We start from the raw sequence: 21,408 nt of genomic DNA, 5'->3' as shown, positions 1-21,408 counted from the left end.
AGCGATGATAGACCCCGGCTTCCTCGACGAACTCGACCGGTTCGACACCTCGCTGAAGCGCGTCTCGAACGCCCGGCGGCAGGGCGAACAGGAGTCGCCGGACGTGGGCGAGGGGCTCACCTTCAGCGACCACCGCCGGTACGCCGCCGGCGACGATCCGCGGCTCATCGACTGGAAGGTGTACGCCCGGACCGAAGAGCTGTTCATAAAGCGGTTCGAGGCCGAGCGGAACCTGACGGTCCACGTCCTCCTCGACGCCTCGGCGTCGATGGACTTCGGCGAGGGCGACGCGAACAAGTTCGAGTACGGCGCGAAGCTCGGCCTCGGCTTCTGCCACCTGACGGCCGAGGAGAACAACGACTTCCGGTTTTCCCTCCTCGGCGACTTACCCGACCGCATCGACACCGACGCGTCGAGCCGCGGCGAGGTGCTCCGGCTCGTCGAGCGGCTCAACGAGACGACGCCCGGCGGCGACGGCGACATCACGGCCGCGCTGTCGACCTACGCCGAGACCATCCACTCGCGGTCGCTCGTGGTCGTCGTGAGCGACCTGCTTTTCGACCCCGACGACGTCGCTTCCGGCCTCGCCGCGCTCGCGCGAAACGACGTGCTCGTCGCACAGGTGCTCACCTCGGAGGAACTCGGCCCGGAGGCGACGGGCGACGCCATCTTCGAGGACCCCGAGTCCGAGGCGACCCGGCGGACCTACTTCGGCGGGTCGGCGGCGCGGCAGTACACAGACCGGCTCCAATCGCATCTCGCGGCGGTGGACGAGCGGTGTCAGGCGCTCGGCGTCGAGCGCGAACTCGTCGACACCGGCGCGGACTTCTTCGACACGTTCGCCGACCTCTGGCTCGGCGCGCGGCTCGGCGGCGAGCGCCGCGGTGGCCGGGGTGGCGGCTGACCCACACGCAGGACCAACGTCGCCGCGGACGGCGGGCTTTTCACGAATCACCTCCCATTGACCGGTGTGACGGAGACACAGGAGCGCCGCGTGGTCGGCCTCGTCGCCGGCTCGCACGTCGTCAACCACGCGTATCTGGTCGCGCTCGCGCCCGTTATCGGCCTCGTCGCCGACGACTTCGGTGTGAGTATCGCCGCCGTCGGCCTCGCCATCGGCGTCCAAGGCGGCGTCGTGACGCTCCTGCAACTCCCCTTCGGCTACCTCTCCGACGCGCGGAGCCGGACGCTCGTCCTCGCGATCTCGCTCGGCTTCGGCGCGGCGGGCATCGTCGCCACCGCGCTCGCGCCCTCGTACCCGTGGCTCCTCGCCTCGCAGGCGCTTCTCGGCGTCGGCATCGCGGGCCACCACCCCGCCCACTACCCGCTTTTGGCGACCGCCTCCTCGGAGACGAACCGCGGGCGGGCGTACTCGCTCCACGCGCTCGGCGGGTCGCTCGGCTTCGCCGTCTCGTACGCCATCGCCGCCGGCGTCGGCGCGCTCGGCCTCGGCTGGCGGTGGACCGTCGCGGGAATCGCCGTCTTCGGCGCGGCGTTCGCGCTCGTCGCGCTCCCGGTCGCCCGCGGCTTCCCCGACCGAATCCGAAAGCCGGCGGCGGAGGACCGCCCGTCGTCGCGCCCCACGCTCGCGGGGATTCGGCGGGGCGCGTCGGAGCTCCTCTCGTCGTCGGGGCTGATGGGTCTCACGCTCCTGTCGTTTCTCACCTCGGCGGCCGCGTGGTGCATCCGGACGTACGCGCCGCAACTGCTCACCGCCGGCTACGGCCTCGCGCCGGGGACGGCGAACCTCCTCGTCTCGGCGATGCTCGTCGTCGGCGCGGGGACGATTCTCGTCGGCGGCGCGCTCACCGACCGGGTCGGCCCCGGCACCGTCGCCCTCGGCGGCTACGCCGCGCTCGCCGGACTGGCGACGCTCCTCGCGAGCGGGTCGCTCCCGCTCGCGCTCGTCGTGTTGATTCTCCCCTTCAGCGGGACCATCAGCGTCTCGCGGCCCGCGCGCTCGACGCTCGCCGACCGCCTCTCCGAGCGCGCCGACCTCGGGAAGAACTTCGCCGTCGTCACTATCGGCATCTCGCTCGGCGGGGCCGTCGCGCCCCCGGCGTTCGGGGCGCTCATCGACCTCGCGGGCGTCCGCGTCACCTTCGGCGTCGTCGCCGTCCTCGGCCTGCTCTCGTTCGGGCTGACCCGGTGGCTCCTCGGACGGGTCGACGGGTCGGCGCGGCGGCCGCAGGCGGCCCCGAGCGACTGAGGGCGGTTGCGCGCGGAGCGACCGGCAGGTGCGACCGGTCTTCGGTTCCCTTCTCCGGCGACGTTCGTGAGAGCAAGAATCCATAACTAAGCCGCTGTCGGCCGTCTCTCCGAACGGTGGTGGAAATGTCGGCAACATCCGAGAGAGAACAACAGCACCGAGACTCGTTCATGCGCGTGGCGGACGAACTGTGGAACAAACGCGACTACGAGGTTATCAACGAGGAGTACGACCCGCTGGTCGAGGTTCACACGTTTTCGGAGCCCGAGGGGCTCATCGGCACCGACGCGGTCGAAGAGTGGGCGCGCCGGTATCACGACGCCTTCTCCGACTTCCACGTCGAACTGTTCGACGTGACGGCGCGAGACGACAGCGTCTACGGTCGGTACCGCCTGACCGGCACGCACGACGGGACGCTTCGGAGCGCCCGCGGCGACATCCCGGCGACCCACCGGAAACTCGATACGTGGGGAATCGTGCAGGCGCGCTACGAGGGAGGCCTGTGCGTCGAGGAGTGGAACAGCACCGACATCATGTCGATGCTGTCGCAACTCGGCGTCGCTCCCGAGTGAGCAGGCCGAACCGCGAAAAACAACCGTTTTTTGGCCGCCTATCCGGACCACTCGCCGCGGACGTCGTCGGCGACCGCGTCGCGCCACATGCCGAACCCCTGTTGACAGATGGGGCTCTCTTCGAGGTGGTCCATGAACCCCTCCCCTTCGCTCTCCAGTTCGTCGAGACAGAACGGACACCGAGTCGGGTCGTCCCACGTGTGCGCGATGACCGAGGGTTGTACTTCCTGGGACATACACACCATTACGGGATAATACTTGATAAAAATTTGGCTGGTGGCTGTATGGGTTTTCGTTTGTCTATACATGATAGTGGCATGTACTCGATTCTAAATCTGGTTTCACTGGCCCGTCTCCGTGTTATCACGGCTCGTTCGCGCCGACTCGGCGCTGAATCGTAACCCTATACACGACTCGGGGCCGCGTTCTATCCGTGAACTACATCTCGTGGGCGGTCGTCGCGCTCGGGGCCTACTCGCTCGTCGCACCGCTGATGAAAGTGGCGACGACCGGCCAGGACAAAATCCCGAGCGACGTGGCCGCGTTGGTCGCCAACGGCGTCCTCGTCGTGGCGACGGCCGGGGTCATCGTCGTCTCCGGCCAGCGCGTCACCGACTCGGTCGTCAGCCCGAACCTCCCCTACGTCCTCGCCGCCGGTGTCTGCCTCGCGGTCGGCATCCTCGCGTACTACCGGGCGCTCGCGCTCGGTCCCGTCTCCGTGGTCGCGCCAATCTTCGGGATGTTCCTCGCGGTCTCGTCGGTCGTCGGCATCGTCGCGCTCGGCGAGCCGCTGACGGTTCGCAAGGTCGCCGGCATCGGCTTCGCGGTCCTCGCAATCGCCCTCGTCTCCCTCGACTGAGCGGGCGTCCCGGGGCCGCCGACGCCGACGCGGGACTGCCGCGGGCCAACCGCTTTTCATGCTCGCGGGCCAACGTGGCGGCATGGTACTCCTGGAATCCGACTCCGAGCTCGAACGCGGCGACGCCGCGCCCGACTTCGAACTCCCCGGCACCGACGGAGAGACGTACTCCCTCTCGTCGTTCGCCGACTACGACGCCCTCCTCCTCGTCTTCACGTGTAACCACTGTCCGTACGCGAAGGCGAAGTTCGAGGAACTGAACCACCTCGCCAGCGCCTACGACGACCTCGCTGTCGTCGGCATCAACCCCAACGACGCCGAGGACCGCCCCGAGGACTCCTTCGAGCGGATGCAGGAACTCGTCGAGGACGGCACGATTGGGTACACCGCGTATCTCCGCGACGAGTCACAGGCGGTCGCCGCCGAGTACGGCGCGGTCTGCACACCCGACCCGTTCCTCTTCGAGAACACCAGCGACGACTTCGAACTCGCGTTCCACTCCCGCATCGACGACGCGATGAGCCCCGACGACGAGGTGACCGACTACGAGATGCGCACGGCCGTCGAGGCGCTTCTCGCCGGCGACGACATCCCCGTCGAGGAGTACCCCTCGCAGGGCTGTTCCATCAAGTGGAAAGACGCGTAGAATAGTTCACCGCGAGAATTCGACCGACTTCGGACGACCCTACTCGTCGCCGAGGAGGGCTTCGCGGGCGTTCTCCACCGCGGCTTCCTTCTTCGCCGGGTAGGCCTCGACTTTCGCGCGGAGCGTGAGGCCGCCGCCGCGGCGGGCCTCGCCCTTGAACGCGGCCTGTTTGTCCAGCCGCAGGAAGAACTCCGTGTTGTCCGTGACGCGCTGGTCGAGTTCGTCGAGGAGCGTCTCGAAGTCGGGGAGGTCGCGAATCTTGTCGAGGACGTGCCGCACGTCGTTGGCGCGCTCGACGCGCGCGGAGAAGACGATGATGCGGTCGCCGTGGTGGCCGGCGCTCTCGACGCGGTCGACGTCGAACTCGTCGGGGAGGAACGCCCGAAGCGCCTCCTCGACCCGTTTTTCGTCTTCCGTCTCGTAGCAGAACGTTCGGAGGTCGATGTAGTGGAACGGAACGCGTGGCATAGTGGGTCTGGGAGGCGTCGGTCGGTGGGTCGCGTTACTCTTCGTCGGCTTCGTCGGCGTCGGCGGCTTCGAGCTGGTCCTGCGCGATGCCGACCTCCTGACCCTCGTCGAAGCTGATGGTGTAGGTCGGCTCGCCGAACATGCTCTCGATGACCTGCGTGACCGTGCCGGTCTCGCCGTCGAACTCGCTGTGCTTGTCGTGCAGAACGACCTTGTCGTCTTTCTCGAAGCTCATACGCACAGGTTCCGCGCCACCGGATAAAAGGGCGATGATTGGCCGCGAAGTCGCCGGCTCCCCCTCAGGACGGCGCGTGTCGAAGCCGATTTGTGGAGTCGCGCCGAACCGTGGAGTATGCCGAGTCGCCCGCTCGCACATCGACCGCCGGACGCGCGCCGATGACGGTCGACGACCTGTGGTTCCTCGCGGACGAGGCGCGACAGCGCGCCGAGCAGGCCTACCACCGCCTGCGCCGGAGCCACGCCGACGCCGACTACCTCGAACCGGTCCACACCCGCCGCGTCTCCCGCCCGCGGTTCCGCACGCTCGCCTCCCGCGTGAAGTCCACGGGGACGCCCTACGGCGTCCACACCGTCGTCCGCCGCCGCGACGACGAGATACTGCTCGTCCGCCACGAGGGCGTCGACCTCTGGGTCCTCCCCGGCGGCGGCGTCGACGGCGACGACGAGGGCTTCACCGAGGCCGCCCGGCGCGAACTCGCCGAGGAGGCCGGTATCAGCGCCGACTACGGGGGCCTCGCGATGGCCACCAGAATCGACATCCGCTGTGACGGCCACCAGACGTGGGGCGTGATGCCCGTCTACCGCGCCCGCGCCGACGTGGCCGCCGAACTCAGCGTGAACGACCCCGACGAGGAGATATCGGCCGCGCGGTGGTTCCGCGTCTCGGAGCTCCCGGCGGACACCCGCGACCGCGACGACCTGCTTTCGTGGTACGACCACGTCGCCGGCGACTGACCGGGTCGCCGACTCAGTCGGCCCGTTTCGGCGTTCCGCGCGCGTCGGCACCGTCGCGCACCTCAGCTTCGTCGCCGTCGTCGCCGTCGGCGTGTTGGCCCCAAAAGCCGGGGTACTTCTCCACCCAGAGGTCGCCGAGGACGACCGTCTGGCACGCCAGTCGGAGCCCCGAGTCGGGGTCGTGCGGGGGGAACCGGAGCCGGCGGCGCTCCTTTTTCGTCCGGTAGGTCACGGGGCCGCGGACCTCGACGGCGCAGGTCCCGCACGAGCCGCCGCCGCGGCAGTTGAACCACGACGAGTGACCGTTGTGCGGCGACTCACCGGCCGCGCGGAGCACGTCGCGGAGGACGTCCCCGCGGTCGCACTCGATTTCCCGGCCGCGGAAGTGGACGGTTGGCACGTGTGAGGGGACGCCGCAGGGGGGTTAATCAGTGTCGTTTGGGGGACGACGGAAATCGCGGCGACGTCGGCGGCCGCCGATATCGCGGTTCCCGAACCGAACCACGAAAAGCGGCAACGCCCTCCGAAACCCCCGATTCGCCTCGGAGAATCTAAGTTCGTTCGCCCCCGAACCCGACCATGCGCAACACACGACGCGCGTATCTCGCCGCGACGGCGGGTGCGCTGACGCTGGGCACCGCCGGGTGTCTCGGCGGCGGAAGCGGCGGTTCCGGAAACGACGCCGTCGCCGCCATCGGTTGCGAAGTCCCCGAGCGCGACACGGTCAGCTCCCTCCCCACGCCGGTCATCGGGTCCGAGGACGCGAGCGTCGTCGTCGACGTCTGGGAGGACTTCGCCTGTCCCCACTGCGCGACGTTCGCGGTCGACGTCGCCCCGCAACTCCGGTCCGAGTACGTCTCCGAGGGCGTCGTCCGCTACCGCCACCACGACTTCCCGATTCCGGTCGACGACTGGTGGTCGTGGAAGGGCGCTTCGGCGGCCCGCGCCGCTCAGGACGAGGCCGACGACGAGACCTTCTTCGACTTCGCCCACACGCTCTACGAGAACCAGTCGGAGTTCAGCGGCGGCGACGCCGAGGGCTCGCTGTCGACGCTCCAGTCTCTCGCGAACGACGCCGACCTCGACGGCTGTTCTGTCGCCGCGGCCGCCTCCCGCGAGCGTTACCGCCCGCTCGTCGAAGCCGAGCGGACCGAGGCCGTCGACGAGCGCGGCTTTCAGGGCACGCCGACCGTCCTCGTCGACGGCGAGCAGGTCGCTCCGCGGTGGTCCGACCTCCGGAGCGCCGTCGAGAACGCCCGATAATCGGACGCGAGTCCCACGATTCGACGCCCACACCATCTCTCACGCGGGATTCGCGCACGACACCAGCGACGCTTTACGATGGGATTCACTAGCCACGAGTATGCACACGACGCGACCGCGCTCCCGACTCCGCCGAGGTGACGACCCGTGAGACGACGCGCCCTCCTCTCTCTTCTCGCGGGCGCGGGTGTCGCCGGCGTCGCGGGCTGTCTCGGCGACGGGTCCGCACCCGCGGACGCGACCGAGACGACGGCCGGAGCCGCGGACGAGAGCACCGAGACCGCCTCAGCGACGGCGTCGTCCGAGGCCGGCGACCTCCCGCTCGTCATCGACACCGTCGACGCGCAAGGATCGTCGGCCGGCGAGGTCCGAATCCCCGCCGAGGGGACGCCGACCGTCCTCGACCTCTTCGCGACGTGGTGTGCGCCCTGCGTCGCCCAGATGGAGTCGCTCCGGGCGCTCCACGATGAGTTCGGCGACGACGTGGCGTTCGTCTCGGTGACGAACGAGCGCCTCGGCGGCGGCCTCACGATGGACGATATCCGCGACTGGTGGACCGAACACGACGGGAACTGGACGGTCGGCCACGACCCCGACAGCGACCTGATGCGCGCGGTCCGCGCGAACGGTCTCCCGTATCTCGTCGTCTTCGACGCCGACGGGTCGATAGCGTGGACCCACCGCGGCCTCGCCAGCGAGGAGAACCTCCGGGCGGCCGTCGAGGACGTCGCCTGATGCCCGGGTTCGGTCTCGGCCCCGCCTTGGGGTTCGACTCCGCGTTCGCCGGCACGCTCGCGTTCGCCGTCAGCGCCGGCGTCGCCACCTTCTTCGCGCCCTGCGCCTACCCGCTTTTGCCCGGCTACGTCGGCTACTACCTCTCCAGCGAGGAGGCCGACCTCGGCGGCGCGGTCGTCCGCGGGGCGGTCGCGTCGCTCGCCGCCTTGGTCGTTCTCGGCGCTATCGGGAGCGCCCTCGCGGTCGTCGGCGGCCGCATCGCCTCGCACCTCGCGCTCCTCGAACCGCTCGTCGGAGCGGCGCTCGTCGGCTTCGGCGTCCTCATGTTCACCGGTCGCGCGCCGAGCCTCCACGTCGTCCTCCCGGAGTACCGGTCGTCAGTCACCGGCTTCGCCGTCTTCGGCGGGGTGTACGGCCTCGCCGCCGCCGGCTGTGTCGTCCCGATTTCCTCGGCGTCGTCACCCAGTCGCTCGCGCTCCCGACCGCGCAGGCGGTCGTCTCGCTCGGAGCCTACGCCGCCGCCGCGGCGCTCCCGCTAGCGGTCGTCACCGTCGCGGCCGCGCTCGGCGGCGACCGGATTCGGTCGCTGTCGGGCTACGTCGGGTCGATTCAGAAAGTCGCCGCGGTCGTGATGGTGCTGGCCGGCCTCTGGCAGATTTGGCTGGCGCTGTCGTTCTTGGGACACGTCTGAGGGCGCGGCCGACCAGAGACGTAACGGGAGGCGCTCGATTCAGCCGTCCAGTCCCGGCGCTTCGCCCGTCGGCGTCGGCAACGCGCGAATCTCCCGCGGCGGCACGAGGAAGTTGCCGCGGCGCTTGACGAAGATGTACTCTAAAATCCCGTTGTTGACGCGCTGGCGGACGGTCGGCACGTCGGTCAGGTCGGTGCCGTTCATCGCCTCGCGGACCTCCTCGAACGCCGAGATACCGCGCTGGAGCGACGGGAAGTGCAGGCTCGCCACGCCGTCGTCGGCCGACTCGAAGTGCCTGCGGAGGAGTCTGACGTTCCCCTCCTCGTCGCGGTTGGCGCGGGCGGCCTTCTGGGCGTGGCCGACGTGGCCGAACTCGAAGGCGTCGTCGCGGAGGCCGTCCAGCATCGCGTCGATACCGCTGTCGTCGCCGAGGTTGTCGCCGACGCCGTCGACGAGGTCCTGCTCGGCGTGCGCGGGCGAAAACAGCTTCATGACCCGGTGGTAGCGGTCTTCCTCGTCGTACCAGTCTGAGAGGCGCTGGCGGATGTTCGCCACGTGCTTCGTGGTCGCGCCCGCGAACGGCCCCTCGTCGATGGTGACGTACTCCTCGGTGGCCTGATTCCCGGCGAAGCCCGCTTTGAACCCCATGAAAAGCGGCGATTCCTCGGGAACGGGGTTCCCGTCCGGGATGCCGTTCAGGTCGGACTGGTGCTCCGCGGGGAGTCCGGCCCCGACGAAGCCCGTCCGCCGGGAGGCGACCGAGAAGACGCCCGAGAGGTCGGCGTCGACGGCGACGCCGTTGGCCTCGTCCGCCTCGCCGAGGAGGGCTTGTTCCGCTTCGAGAACCGCGTCGGCGCGGTCCGACGCGAGGTGGACCAGCGCGTCCTGCCGGTCGAACTCGGGCGTCTCGAACGGCGACAGCGCCCGCGGTTCGGGCAGGTCCACGCTGTCGGGAAGCGGGTCGTCGAAGCGGTCGAAATACCGCGGGGAGTAGGCGGCCGACCAGACGACGCCCTCGTGGCTCCGCTCGTAGGCGCGGTCGAGGACGCGGAAGGCGCGCTCGACGGTCTCGCGGTCGGCCTCGTCGGGCGGGCCCTCGCCGTCGAGGTCGAGGTAGAGGAGCACCTGATGTCTGGGCATCTCGGCGTTGCCGTGGTCGTCCTCACGGCAGAACTCGTTCCATGCGTGCTGTCGGCTCGGGAGCGTCTCGAACGCGTCGGTCCCCGCCGGGACGGGGGCGTCCGGTGCCCTGTCGAGGCAGGCGGACAGCGCCGCCGCGCCGCCGGCGGCGACCGCGGCCTTCAGGAACTCCCGGCGGGACGGAGGCCCGTCGAACATACGCCCGGCTAGGCACCTCGCGGGGAAGTCCGTTCTGGTGTGTGCGTCGAAGCTTTCATCCACGGTCGTGCGAGACGAGAACACGCGCGCTGGCGTTCGAAACGCACACCAAACGGCATTTCAGTACCGGGGCTCTAGCGAGGAGCAATGAAACGACGAACGTATCTCCGCGCCGCCGGGGCGGGCGCGGCCGTCGGGCTGGCGGGCTGTCTCGGTGGCGGCGACGCCAACCCGAACGTGTCGCTGTCGAAGCCAGACCGCGAGAACGACGTGTCCAGCGAGGACCTCCCGTATCCGGCGTGGGGCCAGCGGGTCCCCGACGTGACGCTTTCGGACCCCATCGCGGGGAGCGAGGTGTCGGTCCGCGACATCGACGGGCCGCACTTCCACACGTACTTTTTCACCAACTGCATGACCGTCTGTCCGGTCCTCATCAGCGCGCTCCGCGAGGTCCAGATTCACTCGATTTCCGAGGGCTACGCCGATGGCGTGTCGTTCTACCCCATCACGTTCGACCCCGCCCGCGACGACGCCGACGCCTTCCGCGCGGAGGCCGACCAGATGAACGTCGACATGGACGCGGGTAACTGGCACTTCCTCCGGCCCGCCGACGAGGCCGAGGCGAAGTCCGTCGTCGAAGACCAGTTCGGCGTCTTCTTCCAGAAGAACGAGCCGAACGACGAGGGCAACTACATGTTCACCCACCTCGGTCTCGTCTCGCTCGTCAACGGCGACGGCTACGTCGAGCGGACCTACCGCGGCAACCAGCCGGACGAACAGGCGCTCATCGACGACCTCACTGCGCTCCGGGAGGCATGACGAGTCGGCGTCGATTCCTCGCGGCGAGCGGGACCGTCGGAGCCGCCGGGCTCTCCGGCTGTCTCGCCGAGCTCGGCCGGCTCTACACGTCGAACGAGCCGCCGGTCGTCTCGAACCGTCCCGACGGGGTGTACGTCCCGACCCACACCGAGGGGATGCGCATGGTCGGAAGCGCCGACGCCGGCGACCTCCGCGTGGGCGTCTTCTACAGCTACCCCCACCGATTCTGGGTGATGGCCGACGAGGGCGACGGCTTCGGCACGTCGAAAATCTCGGTCGAGGCCGGCGACGACGTGCATCTCATGGCGTCCGTCTGGGACCCCGAGACGGGCGTCGTCGTCCCCGACACCGGCCTCTCTATCGAAATCGCCCGCGACGGGGACCTCGTGAGCGAGGAGGTCGTCTACGCGATGCTCTCCCAGCGGATGGGCTTCCACTACGGCTCGAACTTCGGCCTCGACGGCGACGGCACCTACGAGGTGACGGTGGACGTGGGCGCGCCCTCCCTGCGCCTGTTCGGCGACCTCGCCGGCCGGTTCGATTCCCCCGCGAGCGCGACGCTCGACTTCGAGTACAGTTCCGGCGACCGCGACGACATCCCGTACACGACGTTCGACGACCAGCAGGGCGACCCCGGCGCGGTCAGGCCGATGGAGATGGACGGTCTCCCCCTCGGCCTCGGCCCCGCGACGCTTCCGGGGACGGCGCTGGGGGCCGCGGCGACTGGGGGCCTCCGACTCGTCGGCACCGCCCTCGACGCCGACCGCTTCGGCGACGACCCGTACCTCGCCGTCTTCCCGCTCGACGCCCTATAACCGCCTTCTCGTCCCGCGGCTGGGCCTCACCGCGACCGTCGCGTCCGGCGGCTCGACCCGCTTCGATGGCCGCCTCGAACCCGGCCTCGACGCCGACCTCGGGTTCCACTACGGCGCGTCGGTGCCGGGGCTCGCCGGCGGCGACGCGACCGTCGACCTCGCGGTTGACGTGCCGCCGCAGGTCGCTCGCCACGAGGGCTACGAGACGGCTTTCCTCGACTTCGACCCCGTCCGCCTCGGGTAACGGCAACCGAATCGAACAAGGACAGGGCTATTTTCGTCGGGACCGACCGAACCCGTATGGACTCGACGCGCCGCGAACGCGCGACGCTCGCGCTCGCCGTCTGGGGCGTCCTCGTCTCGCAGGTGCTCCTCTATCCCGGCGTCTCCGACCTCGTGACCGCCCTCGGCGGCGGGCGGGGGGAGTACGACCTCTCTGCCGGGATGCTGTTTCTCGTCGCCGAGTTCGCCTCGTTCGTCGCCTTCTCCAGCGTCTGGGGCGCGCTCTCGGACGCGCTCGGCCGGCGGACGCGGCTCATCGTCGCGGGCGCGCTCGGCGGCGCGGCCAGCTACGTCGCGCTCCTCGCGCTCGCCACGCTCCCGTGGCTCGACGCCACGTTCGGCGCGGTCCTCGCGGTTCGCCTCGTCGGCGGCGCGATGACCATCGGCGCGTTCTCGCTGTCGATTACGATGCTCGCGGACCTCTCGGGGGGCAACGGCCGGAACATGGGCGCGGCGGGTATCGCCATCGGCCTCGGCGCGGCGCTCGGCTCGGTCGTCGGCGGCCAACTCACCACTATCGACCCGCTCGCGCCGCTGTACGCGTCCGCCGCGTCGCTCACCGCTGTCGCCCTGCTCGTCACGACCGTCACCGACCGGACGCCCGACTCGACCCGCGTCGGCGTCGGCGTCGTCCTCAAGAAACTGGCCGCCCGCCCGGCGTTCGCGGTGCCCTACGCCTTCGGCTTCATCGACCGCATGACCGCCGGCTTCTTCGCCCTCGTCGGGGTGTACTACTTCCGCGAGGCGTTCGGCGTGGACGCCGCTGTTGCGGGTGGAGTGCTCGCGCTCTTTTTCGTCCCCTTCGCGCTCTTGCAGTACCCGCTGGGATCGCTTTCGGACCGCGTCGGCCGGTTCGTCCCCGTCGTCGCGGGGTCGATGCTCTACGGCGTCGCAATCGTCGCCGTCGGCGTCGCTCCGGCCTTCGAACTCGCGGCCGCCCTCATGGTCGTCGTCGGCGTCTTCGGCGCGCTCGTCGCCCCCGCGACGATGGCGCTCGTGACCGACCTCGCCGACTCGGGCGAGCGCGGGGCGGCCCTCGGCGGCTTCAACGTCTTCGGGAGCCTCGGCTTCCTCGCCGGCTTCCTCATCGGGGGCGTCGTCGCCGACGCGGTCGGCTACCTCCCGTCGTTCCTCGTCGTCGGCTTCGCCGAGGTCGCCATCGCCGTCGTCGCGCTCCGGGCGGTGAAGCGGCTCGACGGTATCGACGCGGCTCAGACGCCGTCGAGCGCCGACTGAAGCTCGGCGTTCACGACGAGCCACATCCCGCGGAGGCAGACGACGACGGCGAGGCCGACGCCCGCGAGGACGAACGCCAAGAACAGACCGACGAAGACGCCGCCGCCCCGCGGGTCGGGGACGGCCGCCGCGAACTCGCCGAGTTGAACCGCGAAGGCGACGATACCGGCGACGAGGAACGCGAGCATCAGTTCGAGGAGCCGCCAGAACGTCTCGATTCGCAGGTCGCCGCGGCCGGTGAGGAGGAGGGCGATTCGCCGCGACGCGGCCAGAAGCGAGACGACCGTGAGAAGGAGCGTCGCCGCGGCCGCGAGCGTGAAGCCGACGTGGGCGAGCGGGAGCGCCGACGCGAGCGGCGAGACGAGCGTCAGCGCGACGCCGAGGAGGACGCCGGCCGCGAGGAGCGACTCGACGCCGAGAATCGCCGTCTCCGGCTCGTCGCGGGCGATTCGAGCGAGTGTCCCGTACACAACCGACTCTCTCGACGGGCGCTGAAGGCTGTTTCCCTTAGCCTTAGTCGTGGCCGGAGACGCGGACCGGCTGGTAGGGTTCTTCGAGGTAGTCGATGTCGGAGTCCGAGAGCTTGATGTCGAGCCCCTCGACCGCGTCTTCGAGGTGTTCGATACTGCTCGTGCCGACGATGGGCGCGTCCACCCAGTCCTTGTGGAGAACCCACGAAAGGGCGAGTTGCGCCATCTTGACGCCCTTCTCGTCGGCGAGTTCCTCGACGCGCTCGTTCACCTCGCGGCCGCCGCCCTCGAAGTACGGGTGGCCCTTGGCGTGTTCGTCGGTCCGACCGCGGGTCGTCGCCTCGAACTCCTCGTGGGGGCGGGTGAGATAGCCGCGGGCGAGCGGCGACCACGGCATGACGCCGACGCCCTGCTTCTCGCAGAGCGGGAGCATCTCGCGTTCCTCCTCGCGGTACAGCAGGTTGTAGTGGTTCTGCATCGTGGCGAAGCGGTCGAGTCCGAGCGAGTCGGCGGTGTACTGCGCCTCCGCGAACTGGTGGGCCCACATCGACGACGCGCCGACGTAGCGCGTCTTGCCGCGCCGAACCGCGTCGTCGAGCGCGCGCATCGTCGTCTCGATGGGCGTGTCGTAATCGTAGCGGTGAATCTGGAGCAGGTCGAGGCTGTCCATCCCGAGGCGGGAAAGCGAGTTGTCGAGTTCCTGCTCGATGGCCTTCCGCGAGAGACCGCCGGAGTTCGGGTCCTCGTCGTCCATCTGGAAGTAGACCTTCGAGGCGACGACCGCCTCGTCGCGGCGGCCCTCAAGCGCCTTCCCGAGGACGCGCTCGGACTCGCCGTTCGAGTACATGTTCGCCGTGTCGAAGAAGTTGATACCGAGTTCGATGGCGCGGTCGACCAGTTCGAGCCCCGCCTCCTCGTCTAAGACCCACTCGCGCCACTCCGGCGTGCCGAAGCTCATACAGCCGAGACAGATTCGGGAGACCTCCATGCCGGTGTCTCCGAGCGTCGTGTACTCCATGCTCGAACATCTTCGCGAGTCGGCAAAAAGGTGGACCAAGCGGTAGCTTCGGTGGGGAACCGGGCCGACAGCCGGAGCGCGCCCGCGCGCCCGAGCGGCGATTGCTGACAGTCAGGCGAACAGGCCGTTTCCCGGCGTCTGAAACCGTCTGTCTCGGTTTATGCTCTCCGGCGTCGTATCATTAATCCGAGGCGTAGCCTCGGTGATTCCGATGTTCACAGCGAAACAACTGGTCGCGCTCCTCGTGAGCCTCCTCGTGGTGGGGTCGCTCGCGGGCGTCGCGGCCGCACAACAGGGACCGTCAGCCGGCGGTGCCGTCGTCGTCGACGAAGGCGAGACCTTCGACGGCGACCTCGACGCGGTCGGCGGCACGGTCGTCGTCGCCGGGACGGTAACCGGCGACGTGTCCGCGACGGCCGGGACCGTCCTCGTGACGGAGACGGGCGTCATCAACGGGAACCTCGACGCAGTCGCGGGCTCCGCGACCCTCGAAGGCACCGTCAACGGCGACGTGAGCCTCGCTGGCGGCGCGGTGTTCGTCCGCGACACCGCCGTCATCGACGGGTCGTTAGACGCCGCCGGCGGCACCGTCCGACTCGACGGCGCGGTCGACGGAAACGTCCGCGTCGGGGCCGAAGAGCTCGCGGTCGGCCCGACCGCTCGGGTCGGCGGGTCGCTCGAATACGACGCCGCGACCGCGACCGTCGACGCCGCGGCCGTCGTCGACGGCGGCGTGCGACAGGTCGACGACCTCGCGGTCGCCGCGCCCGTCGTCGCCGGGACGCCGTTCCAGGTCGGCCAGTTCGAAGGCCCGGTCATCCCCGGTTGGGTGGTCTCGGGCTACTGGCTCCTCGCCAACTTCGTCGTCGGCGCGATTATCGTCCTCGTCGCCCCCGACTTCGCCCGCCGCGTGACGGGTCTCGGAACGAAGAAGGCCGTGCGGAGCGGCGGCGTCGGCCTGCTCGCCATCGTCGCGGTGCCCATCGTCCTCCTGCTCCTGCTTTTGACCATCGTGGGCATCCCGCTCTCGCTGGCCGGCGGGGTCGGCTTCCTGCTCGTCCTCTGGGTCGCGGGCATCTACGGCGCGCTCGTCCTCGGGACGTGGCTCCTGTCGCTCGCCGACTACGACAACCGCTGGGTCGCGCTGTTCGCCGGCCTGTTCGTGCTGGCCGTCCTCGATTTCGTCCCGCTCGGGGGCGTCCTCGAATTCGTCGTCCTCCTCGTCGGGCTCGGCGCGTTCGCGCTGGCGCTCCGCGGGGAGTCCGGCGACGACGGCGACGAGAGCGTGAGCGCGCCGGACGAGGGCCCACAAGAGGGCTCGCCGATGGCCTGACGGCGCGGCTCCCTCGCACAACCCGGACGAACAATTATTATGGTCTGTTCTGTCTGTCGAGCCATGGCAGTCGACTACGCGGCCGAGTCGGAATCGTTCGAGTGGGACATCCCCGAGGGGTACAACATCCCCGCGGTCATCGAATCGCACGCCGACGCCTTCGGCGACCGCGTCGCCCTGAAGTTCCGCGACGCCGACGGCGGCCGCGAGGAGCGGACCTACGGCGACCTCCGCGACGACATGAACCGCTTCGCCAACGCGCTCGAATCCATGGGCGTCGGGAAGGGCGACCGGGTCATCCACCTCCTCCCCCGCGACCCCGACGTGTTCGCCGTCCAACTCGGCGCGCTCAAGCGCGGCGCGCTTCTCGTCCCCAGTTCCTCGATGCTCAAGCCCAAGGACATCGCGTTCCGCGCGAACGACTGTAAGGCGACGACCGCCGTCGTCCACGAGTCGCTCGTCGGCATGGTCGACGAGGTGCGCGACGAGACGCCGCTTTCGAACTTCGTCGTCCTCGGCGGCGACGCCGACGACGCCGACGGCTGGACCTCCTTTTCCGACCTCGTCGCCGACGCGTCCGCCGAACACGACGGCCCCGACCTCCGGGCCGAAGACCCGATGTCCATCAACTACACGTCGGGGACGACCGGCCAGCCCAAGCCGGTCCGCCACCGCCACCGCTGGATGCGGTGTTTCGAACTCGTCAACGCCCCCTACTGGTGGGGCGTCACGGCCGACGACGACCTTTCGGAGGAACTGCTCTGGGCGACGACCGGCACCGGCTGGGCCAAGTGGTTCTGGAGCCCCGTCGGCGTCGGCCTGACGACCGGCGCGACCCAGTTCGTCTACCGCGGCGACTTCGAACCCGACACGTTCCTCGACATCATGGAAGAAGAGGGCGTCACCCGCCTCTGCGCCGTCCCGACCCAGTACCGGATGTTCGCCCAGCGCGACCTCGGCTCGTACGACCTGCAACTGACCGAGGCGCTGTCGGCGGGCGAACCGCTCAACCGCGAGCCGATAGAGGCGTTCCGCGAGGCGTTCGGCGTCATCCCGCGAGACGGCTACGGCCAGACCGAGACGGTCGCGCTCCTCACGAACTACCCCGGCATCGACGTGAAGCCCGGCAGTATGGGCAAGCCGACGCCCGGCCTCGGCACGACCATCATCGACGAGAACGAGGAGGTGGTCGGCGTCGACGAAATCGGCGAAATCGCCGTCCCGGTCGGCTGTCCCGGCATCTTCGACGGCTACTACGAGAAGCCGAACCTCGACGAGAAGACGTTCTCGGGCGACTACTACCGCACCGGCGACCTCGCCTCCCGCGACGAGGACGGCTACTTCTTCTTCGAGGGCCGCGCCGACGACATCATCATCTCGGCGGGCTACCGCATCGGCCCCTTCGAGGTCGAAGACGCGCTGGTCTCCCACGAGGCGGTCGCCGAGGCCGCCGCGGTCGCCAGCCCCCACGAGGAGCGCGGCAGTATCGTCAAGGCGTTCGTCGTCCTCATCGACGGCTACGAGGGCTCCGACGACCTCGTCGAGGAGTTACAGGCGTTCATGAAAGAGCAGACGGCCCCGTACAAGTACCCGCGCGAAATCGAGTTCGTCGCGGAACTGCCGAAGACCTCCTCGGGGAAGATTCGGCGCATCGAACTGCGGTCCCAAGAGCGGGACTGAGCCGGCGCGCTCCGGGAGTCCATTTCCCCTTTGGCACCTTTCTTTAGGCGTCGTCGCCTGGTGACGCCCATGTACATCGCGGACCAGACGTGGCCCGAACTCGGCGACTACGTGGCCGAGTCGTCGCTCGCGGTCGTCCCCCTCGGCTCGACGGAACAGCACGGCCCGCACCTCCCGCTCGCAACCGACCACCTCATCGCGGAGGCGTTGGCCCGCGAGGCGGCCGACCGGACCGGCTTCCTCTGCACGCCGACCGTCAACGTCGGCGTCAGCCCCCACCACCGCCAGTTCCACGGGACGATGTGGGTCGACCCGCCGCAGTTCCGCGACTACGTGGAGTCGATGACGCGCAACCTCGCGTACCACGGCGTCGACCGGGTCGTGTTCGTCAACGCCCACGGCGGCAACGTCCAGCACCTCCGGGAGGTCGGCCGCCGCCTCCGCGACGACGGCACCATGTACGCCATCGAGTGGATGTGGGACGAGTCGATTCCGGACCTCGTGACCGACCTGTTCGACCACCCCGGCCCCCACGGCGGGCCGAAGGAGACCTCGATGATTATGCACATCGCCCGCGACCTCGTCCGCGAGGGCGAACTCGAATCCGCCCGCGACGGCGGCGTCCCGGACCTGAGCGACGACCACCTCCGCGAGCACGGTGCGCGGACGTTCTACGACGCCGTCGAGAACTCCGGAAACGGCGTCTTCGGCGACCAGACCGACGCGTCGCCCGAGGCCGGCGAGGAGCTGTTCGAGGCCGCGACCGACCAGCTCGTTCGCCTGCTGTCGTGGCTCGACGACCAGCCGATAGACGACCTGCTCGCGCCCGCCCACGTCGACCCCCAGCCGGGGTCGCGTCGCTGACCCCTCGACTGGCCGACACGCTCTTTTCTCCACCGCCGAAGGGACGCCTATGACCGTCTGGGTCCTCGGCGACCAACTCGACCCGTCGGCCGCGCCGCTCCAGTCCGACGACCGCGTGCTGATGATAGAGGCGTACGCCTTCGGCGATCGACTGCCGTACCACCCCCAGAAGCTCGCGCTCGTCTTCTCGGCGATGCGGCACTTCCGCGACGACCTCCGCGAGCGCGGCTACGAGGTGACCTACCTCCAAGTCGAGACGTTCGGCGAGGGCCTCGACCGCTACTTCGACGCCGCGCCCGGCGACGACCTCGTCGTGCTCGACCCGCCGAGCCACGGGGCGGGCGAGCGGCTTCGGGAGCTCGTTTCCGCCCGCGGCGGGTCGCTCACGCTCGTCGAGAACGACCTGTTTCTCACGACGCCCGCCGGCTTCGACGACTGGGCCGGCGACGCCGACAGCTACCGACAGGAACAGTGGTACCGGCACGCCCGCCGGGAGACGGGCGTCCTGATGGACGGCGACGGCCCCGTCGGCGGCGAGTGGAACTACGACGACCAGAACCGAGAGACGCCACCGGAGGGGTGGACGCCGCCGGAGGCACCGCGGTTCGACCCGGACGAGACGACGCGCGAGGTCATCGCGTTCGTCCGCGAGCGCTACCCCGACGCGTGGGGGTCGCCCGAGCCGTTCGTCTGGCCGGTGACGCGCGAAGAGGCGAGACAGGCGCTGGCGCACTTCGTCGAGGTCCGCCTCCCCGAGTTCGGCCCGTATCAGGACGCGATGGTCGACGGCGAGTGGGCGCTCTGTCACTCCCTGCTCTCGGCGGCCATCAACCTCGGTCTGCTTCACCCGCGCGAGGCGGTCGAGGCCGTCGAAGATGCCTACGAGGCGGGCGACGCCCCGCTCAACAGCGTCGAGGGGTTCGTCCGGCAGGTCCTCGGCTGGCGGGAGTTCGTGCGGCACGTCTACCGGCGGTCGATGCCCGAACTGGCCGAGGCGAACCAACTCGACCAGACCGAATCGCTTCCCGAGGCGTACTGGACCGGCGAGACGGACATGCGCTGTCTCTCGGAGGCCGTGGGCCACGTTCGGGACCGCGGCTACGCCCACCACATCGAGCGCCTGATGGTGCTTTCGAACTTCGCGCTCGTCTACGGCGTCGACCCGGCGGAACTCGACCGGTGGTTCCACCTCGGCTTCGTCGACGCGTTCCACTGGGTGACGACGCCGAACGTGGTCGCGATGGGGTCGTTCGCCACCGACGTGCTCTCGTCGAAGCCCTACGCCTCGTCGGGCAACTACGTCAACGAGATGTCCGACTACTGCTCGTCGTGTCCCTACGCGGTGTCGAAGACGATCGGCGAGGACGCCTGCCCGTTCAACGCGCTGTACTGGGACTTCCTGAAGGAGAACGAACAGCGCCTCCGCGGAACGGGCCGGATGGGGCTCATGTACTCCCACGTCGACCGCAAGGACGACGAGGAGTGGGAGGCCATCCGGACGCGGGCCGACGAGATTCGGCGGATGGGGCGGGCGGGGACGCTCTGAGGCGGGCGACGACCGGCCGTCCGAAGTTGGCGGCCGCCGACGCGCGAGCGCCGCGGCTGACGGGCTGAAAATGCAGAACTCTGATTCGCTGTCGAGTCGTCGTCGGGCGGAACGCGCCGGCCTCAGAGTCGGGTGACGTTCGTCGCCCGCGGACCTTTGTCGGCCTCCTCGATGTCGAACTCCACTTCCTGACCCTCTTCGAGGTCGGGACCCTCGATGTCCTCCATGTGGAAGAACACGTCGTCGTCGTGGTCGTCGGTCTCGATGAAGCCGTAGCCCCCGGAGGACTTGAAGAATGCAACCTTACCTTTCGCCATTGCGTGTCGAACCTCGCCGGTCGGTGGCATAAGGATTCCGGCAATTGACACCAATGACCGTGGTATTGGTTCTGCTCCCGAGAGTCAGTCGTCGCGCGGTTGGCGGCCGAGTGTGTGGAATTCCTCGTTCGGCCGCATGTCGGCGAACATCGCCATGCGGTTGCTGAGGTTGAAGAAGGCCGTGACCGCGCCGATGTCCCAGACCGCCTCCTCGGAGAAGCCGGCGTCGCGGAGTCGCTGGAGGTCGTCCTCGCCGACCTCGACGGGGGATTCGGTGAGTTTGACCGCCACGTCGAGCATCGTCTTGTGTTTCTCGGGGATGTCGGCGGTGCGGTAGTTGGCGACCAGCTGGTCCGCGAGGAGCGGGTCTTTCGCGTAGATGCGGACCAGCGCGCCGTGGGCGACGTTGCAGTAGTAACAGTGGTTGACGCCGGAGACGGCCACGATTATCATCTCCACCTCGTGGCGTTCGAGGTCGGTGTCCTCGACGAGGGCGTCGTGGTACTCGAAAAACGGCCGGAAGTGCGAGGGCTTGTACGCGAACGCGGCGAAGACGTTCGGGGTGAAGCCGGCGCGCTCGGTCTCGTCGTCGATGCGCTCGCGGAGGTCTTCGGGGAGGTCGTCGCGGTCGGGAACGGGGAAGCGGCGCATGGCGTCGTCGTCCATGCGTCTCCGCTCTCCCGGACAGACCTTAACGATTCCTCAGGTTCGAGGGGCGCTCGCCGTCCCGAGTTCCGGGGCTCAGAGCGCGACCGAGAGGTACGCCGAGGCGGCCACCGCGAACACGCCGACGGCGAACAGGCCGTAGTTGGCGACGGTGTTGTCCGCGGTCCAAAGCGAGAGCGTGAACTTCCGGGACGAAAGCGGCCAGAGGGGGCGGATGCCGGCCGGCGTGAGCACGTCGGCCAGGAGATGTGCGAGGACGGTGAGCGCGCCCACGGCGAAGCCGAACGCGCCGAGCGTCGTCGCCACGGTCTCGGGTTGGCCCGCGTTGCTGGCGAGGAGGTACGCGCCGCCGCCGCCGACGCCGCCGACGAGGGCGGCGAAGAGGACGGTGTGGGTCGGCCCGCGGTGGGAGATGCCGGGGACGCGCATGTCGTAGTCGGGGAGCATCGCCAGCCAGCACATCGCCGCGCCGGCGGCGAAGGCGAGTTCCGGGCGGCCGGCCTGCACGAGCGCGAAGCCGAGCGGGGCGAACACGAGGAGCGAGACGCCCCAGTGACCGAATCGGTACATCTGGTGTGCCCTCGCGCCCCCGGCGAACAAAACCTT

At 69.4% G+C, this 21,408-nt stretch carries 24 protein-coding genes and 2 pseudogenes; 16 read left to right on the top strand and 10 right to left on the bottom strand.

The annotated features are described in order from the left end of the window. Positions 1-4: 4 nt before the first annotated feature. The 3 genes from C441_RS02025 to C441_RS02015 all read left to right on the top strand — a co-directional run bounded on the left by C441_RS02025 (position 5) and on the right by C441_RS02015 (position 2,781). Positions 5-904, top strand: a complete 900-nt coding sequence (locus tag C441_RS02025) for a DUF58 domain-containing protein (RefSeq protein ID WP_007273552.1) — start codon at positions 5-7, stop codon at positions 902-904. Positions 905-970: 66 nt separating this feature from the next. Further along, complete coding sequence (locus C441_RS02020; protein WP_007273551.1) at positions 971-2,209, top strand: MFS transporter; 1,239 nt, start codon at positions 971-973, stop codon at positions 2,207-2,209. Positions 2,210-2,334: 125 nt separating this feature from the next. Next, positions 2,335-2,781 carry an ester cyclase gene (locus C441_RS02015; RefSeq protein ID WP_007273550.1) on the top strand — a complete coding sequence of 149 codons (447 nt, stop codon included), beginning with the start codon at positions 2,335-2,337 and terminating at the stop codon, positions 2,779-2,781. A gap of 38 nt (positions 2,782-2,819) precedes the next feature. On the opposite strand, the gene C441_RS02010 is transcribed toward C441_RS02015, so the two are convergent. Next, positions 2,820-3,017 (bottom strand): DUF7501 family protein, encoded by a 198-nt coding sequence (locus tag C441_RS02010; protein ID WP_004063678.1) that lies wholly within the window; start codon positions 3,015-3,017, stop codon positions 2,820-2,822. Between the two features lie 197 nt (positions 3,018-3,214). Here C441_RS02010 and C441_RS02005 point away from each other — a divergent pair, with 197 nt between their 5' ends. Both C441_RS02005 and C441_RS02000 read left to right on the top strand, forming a co-directional pair. Next, the gene (locus C441_RS02005; protein ID WP_004968015.1) at positions 3,215-3,640 is read left to right on the top strand and encodes an EamA family transporter; all 426 of its coding nucleotides are present in this window, start codon (positions 3,215-3,217) and stop codon (positions 3,638-3,640) included. Between the two features lie 82 nt (positions 3,641-3,722). After that, the gene (locus C441_RS02000; protein WP_007273549.1) at positions 3,723-4,286 is read left to right on the top strand and encodes a thioredoxin family protein; all 564 of its coding nucleotides are present in this window, start codon (positions 3,723-3,725) and stop codon (positions 4,284-4,286) included. 39 nt (positions 4,287-4,325) lie between these two features. Here C441_RS02000 and C441_RS01995 read toward each other — a convergent pair whose 3' ends face one another. Both C441_RS01995 and C441_RS01990 read right to left on the bottom strand, forming a co-directional pair. Beyond that, positions 4,326-4,754, bottom strand: coding sequence for an RNA-binding protein (locus C441_RS01995; RefSeq protein WP_007273548.1), 429 nt, complete (start codon positions 4,752-4,754; stop codon positions 4,326-4,328). A 34-nt stretch (positions 4,755-4,788) separates the two neighbouring features. Then, a complete protein-coding gene (locus tag C441_RS01990; protein WP_007273547.1) occupies positions 4,789-4,989 on the bottom strand; it encodes a hypothetical protein in 201 nt (66 codons plus the stop codon). Between the two features lie 161 nt (positions 4,990-5,150). Between C441_RS01990 and C441_RS01985 the strand changes: the two genes are divergently transcribed. Then, the gene (locus tag C441_RS01985) at positions 5,151-5,729 is read left to right on the top strand and encodes an NUDIX hydrolase (RefSeq protein WP_007273546.1); all 579 of its coding nucleotides are present in this window, start codon (positions 5,151-5,153) and stop codon (positions 5,727-5,729) included. 13 nt (positions 5,730-5,742) lie between these two features. Here C441_RS01985 and C441_RS01980 read toward each other — a convergent pair whose 3' ends face one another. Continuing rightward, positions 5,743-6,129 (bottom strand): 2Fe-2S iron-sulfur cluster-binding protein, encoded by a 387-nt coding sequence (locus C441_RS01980; protein ID WP_007273545.1) that lies wholly within the window; start codon positions 6,127-6,129, stop codon positions 5,743-5,745. 179 nt (positions 6,130-6,308) lie between these two features. Between C441_RS01980 and C441_RS01975 the strand changes: the two genes are divergently transcribed. The 3 genes and pseudogenes from C441_RS01975 (at position 6,309) to C441_RS01965 (ending at position 8,418) form a co-directional block, all read left to right on the top strand. Further along, complete coding sequence (locus C441_RS01975; protein WP_007273544.1) at positions 6,309-6,992, top strand: DsbA family protein; 684 nt, start codon at positions 6,309-6,311, stop codon at positions 6,990-6,992. A 147-nt stretch (positions 6,993-7,139) separates the two neighbouring features. Continuing rightward, positions 7,140-7,727, top strand: a complete 588-nt coding sequence (locus C441_RS01970) for a TlpA family protein disulfide reductase (protein ID WP_007273543.1) — start codon at positions 7,140-7,142, stop codon at positions 7,725-7,727. After that, a pseudogene (locus C441_RS01965) lies at positions 7,727-8,418 on the top strand (cytochrome c biogenesis CcdA family protein). Before C441_RS01970 ends, C441_RS01965 begins: the two are co-directional and overlap by 1 nt. 39 nt (positions 8,419-8,457) lie before the next feature. Here the strand turns inward: C441_RS01965 and C441_RS01960 are convergent. Further along, positions 8,458-9,756, bottom strand: coding sequence for a DUF7405 family protein (locus tag C441_RS01960; RefSeq protein WP_007273541.1), 1,299 nt, complete (start codon positions 9,754-9,756; stop codon positions 8,458-8,460). Between the two features lie 147 nt (positions 9,757-9,903). On the opposite strand from C441_RS01960, the gene C441_RS01955 reads away from it, so the two are divergent. From C441_RS01955 to C441_RS01945, 3 genes and pseudogenes are all read left to right on the top strand, one after another. Next, positions 9,904-10,575, top strand: a complete 672-nt coding sequence (locus C441_RS01955; RefSeq protein ID WP_007273540.1) for an SCO family protein — start codon at positions 9,904-9,906, stop codon at positions 10,573-10,575. Further along, positions 10,572-11,634 (top strand): annotated as a pseudogene (locus C441_RS01950) (iron transporter). The gene C441_RS01955 and the pseudogene C441_RS01950 overlap by 4 nt, the downstream one beginning before the upstream one ends. Before the next feature lie 56 nt (positions 11,635-11,690). Beyond that, positions 11,691-12,908 (top strand): MFS transporter, encoded by a 1,218-nt coding sequence (locus tag C441_RS01945; protein WP_007273539.1) that lies wholly within the window; start codon positions 11,691-11,693, stop codon positions 12,906-12,908. Here the strand turns inward: C441_RS01945 and C441_RS01940 are convergent. After that, positions 12,884-13,378 (bottom strand): hypothetical protein, encoded by a 495-nt coding sequence (locus tag C441_RS01940; RefSeq protein WP_007273538.1) that lies wholly within the window; start codon positions 13,376-13,378, stop codon positions 12,884-12,886. The two genes, C441_RS01945 and C441_RS01940, sit on opposite strands and share 25 nt — an antisense overlap. Positions 13,379-13,421: 43 nt before the next feature. After that, on the bottom strand, positions 13,422-14,396 hold the full coding sequence (locus C441_RS01935) for an aldo/keto reductase (RefSeq protein ID WP_007273537.1): 975 nt from the start codon (positions 14,394-14,396) through the stop codon (positions 13,422-13,424). A 211-nt stretch (positions 14,397-14,607) separates the two neighbouring features. On the opposite strand from C441_RS01935, the gene C441_RS01930 reads away from it, so the two are divergent. The 4 genes from C441_RS01930 (at position 14,608) to C441_RS01915 (ending at position 19,819) form a co-directional block, all read left to right on the top strand. Then, positions 14,608-15,729 (top strand): bactofilin family protein, encoded by a 1,122-nt coding sequence (locus tag C441_RS01930; protein WP_007273536.1) that lies wholly within the window; start codon positions 14,608-14,610, stop codon positions 15,727-15,729. A 63-nt stretch (positions 15,730-15,792) separates the two neighbouring features. Further along, a complete protein-coding gene (locus C441_RS01925; protein WP_007273535.1) occupies positions 15,793-17,409 on the top strand; it encodes an acyl-CoA synthetase in 1,617 nt (538 codons plus the stop codon). A 69-nt stretch (positions 17,410-17,478) separates the two neighbouring features. Then, positions 17,479-18,273 carry a creatininase family protein gene (locus C441_RS01920; protein WP_007273534.1) on the top strand — a complete coding sequence of 265 codons (795 nt, stop codon included), beginning with the start codon at positions 17,479-17,481 and terminating at the stop codon, positions 18,271-18,273. Between the two features lie 49 nt (positions 18,274-18,322). Continuing rightward, complete coding sequence (locus tag C441_RS01915) at positions 18,323-19,819, top strand: cryptochrome/photolyase family protein (protein WP_007273533.1); 1,497 nt, start codon at positions 18,323-18,325, stop codon at positions 19,817-19,819. A gap of 122 nt (positions 19,820-19,941) precedes the next feature. Here the strand turns inward: C441_RS01915 and C441_RS01910 are convergent, their stop codons facing one another. From C441_RS01910 to C441_RS01900, 3 genes are all read right to left on the bottom strand, one after another. After that, positions 19,942-20,136 (bottom strand): cold-shock protein, encoded by a 195-nt coding sequence (locus C441_RS01910; RefSeq protein WP_004043709.1) that lies wholly within the window; start codon positions 20,134-20,136, stop codon positions 19,942-19,944. Positions 20,137-20,220: 84 nt separating this feature from the next. Continuing rightward, positions 20,221-20,802 carry a peroxidase-related enzyme gene (locus tag C441_RS01905; protein ID WP_007273532.1) on the bottom strand — a complete coding sequence of 194 codons (582 nt, stop codon included), beginning with the start codon at positions 20,800-20,802 and terminating at the stop codon, positions 20,221-20,223. A gap of 75 nt (positions 20,803-20,877) precedes the next feature. Beyond that, complete coding sequence (locus tag C441_RS01900; RefSeq protein ID WP_007273531.1) at positions 20,878-21,372, bottom strand: metal-dependent hydrolase; 495 nt, start codon at positions 21,370-21,372, stop codon at positions 20,878-20,880. Positions 21,373-21,408: the final 36 nt, after the last annotated feature.

It is taken from the genome of Haloferax sulfurifontis ATCC BAA-897 (assembly GCF_000337835.1).
Classification (GTDB): Archaea; Halobacteriota; Halobacteria; order Halobacteriales; family Haloferacaceae; genus Haloferax; species Haloferax denitrificans.
The sequence above is the reverse complement of the archived record's forward strand: the minus strand, read 5'-3'. Positions and strand labels throughout refer to the sequence as shown.

Coding starts and splice junctions, on each gene's coding strand:
- C441_RS02025 (WP_007273552.1), top strand. CDS start 5: ATGATAGACCCCGGCTTCCTCGACGAACTCGACCGGTTCGACACCTCG.
- C441_RS02015 (WP_007273550.1), top strand. CDS start 2,335: ATGTCGGCAACATCCGAGAGAGAACAACAGCACCGAGACTCGTTCATG.
- C441_RS02010 (WP_004063678.1), bottom strand. CDS start 3,017: ATGTCCCAGGAAGTACAACCCTCGGTCATCGCGCACACGTGGGACGAC.
- C441_RS02000 (WP_007273549.1), top strand. CDS start 3,723: ATGGTACTCCTGGAATCCGACTCCGAGCTCGAACGCGGCGACGCCGCG.
- C441_RS01995 (WP_007273548.1), bottom strand. CDS start 4,754: ATGCCACGCGTTCCGTTCCACTACATCGACCTCCGAACGTTCTGCTAC.
- C441_RS01990 (WP_007273547.1), bottom strand. CDS start 4,989: ATGAGCTTCGAGAAAGACGACAAGGTCGTTCTGCACGACAAGCACAGC.
- C441_RS01985 (WP_007273546.1), top strand. CDS start 5,151: ATGACGGTCGACGACCTGTGGTTCCTCGCGGACGAGGCGCGACAGCGC.
- C441_RS01975 (WP_007273544.1), top strand. CDS start 6,309: ATGCGCAACACACGACGCGCGTATCTCGCCGCGACGGCGGGTGCGCTG.
- C441_RS01960 (WP_007273541.1), bottom strand. CDS start 9,756: ATGTTCGACGGGCCTCCGTCCCGCCGGGAGTTCCTGAAGGCCGCGGTC.
- C441_RS01955 (WP_007273540.1), top strand. CDS start 9,904: ATGAAACGACGAACGTATCTCCGCGCCGCCGGGGCGGGCGCGGCCGTC.
- C441_RS01945 (WP_007273539.1), top strand. CDS start 11,691: ATGGACTCGACGCGCCGCGAACGCGCGACGCTCGCGCTCGCCGTCTGG.
- C441_RS01935 (WP_007273537.1), bottom strand. CDS start 14,396: ATGGAGTACACGACGCTCGGAGACACCGGCATGGAGGTCTCCCGAATC.
- C441_RS01930 (WP_007273536.1), top strand. CDS start 14,608: ATGTTCACAGCGAAACAACTGGTCGCGCTCCTCGTGAGCCTCCTCGTG.
- C441_RS01925 (WP_007273535.1), top strand. CDS start 15,793: ATGGCAGTCGACTACGCGGCCGAGTCGGAATCGTTCGAGTGGGACATC.
- C441_RS01920 (WP_007273534.1), top strand. CDS start 17,479: ATGTACATCGCGGACCAGACGTGGCCCGAACTCGGCGACTACGTGGCC.
- C441_RS01915 (WP_007273533.1), top strand. CDS start 18,323: ATGACCGTCTGGGTCCTCGGCGACCAACTCGACCCGTCGGCCGCGCCG.
- C441_RS01910 (WP_004043709.1), bottom strand. CDS start 20,136: ATGGCGAAAGGTAAGGTTGCATTCTTCAAGTCCTCCGGGGGCTACGGC.
- C441_RS01905 (WP_007273532.1), bottom strand. CDS start 20,802: ATGGACGACGACGCCATGCGCCGCTTCCCCGTTCCCGACCGCGACGAC.
- C441_RS01900 (WP_007273531.1), bottom strand. CDS start 21,372: ATGTACCGATTCGGTCACTGGGGCGTCTCGCTCCTCGTGTTCGCCCCG.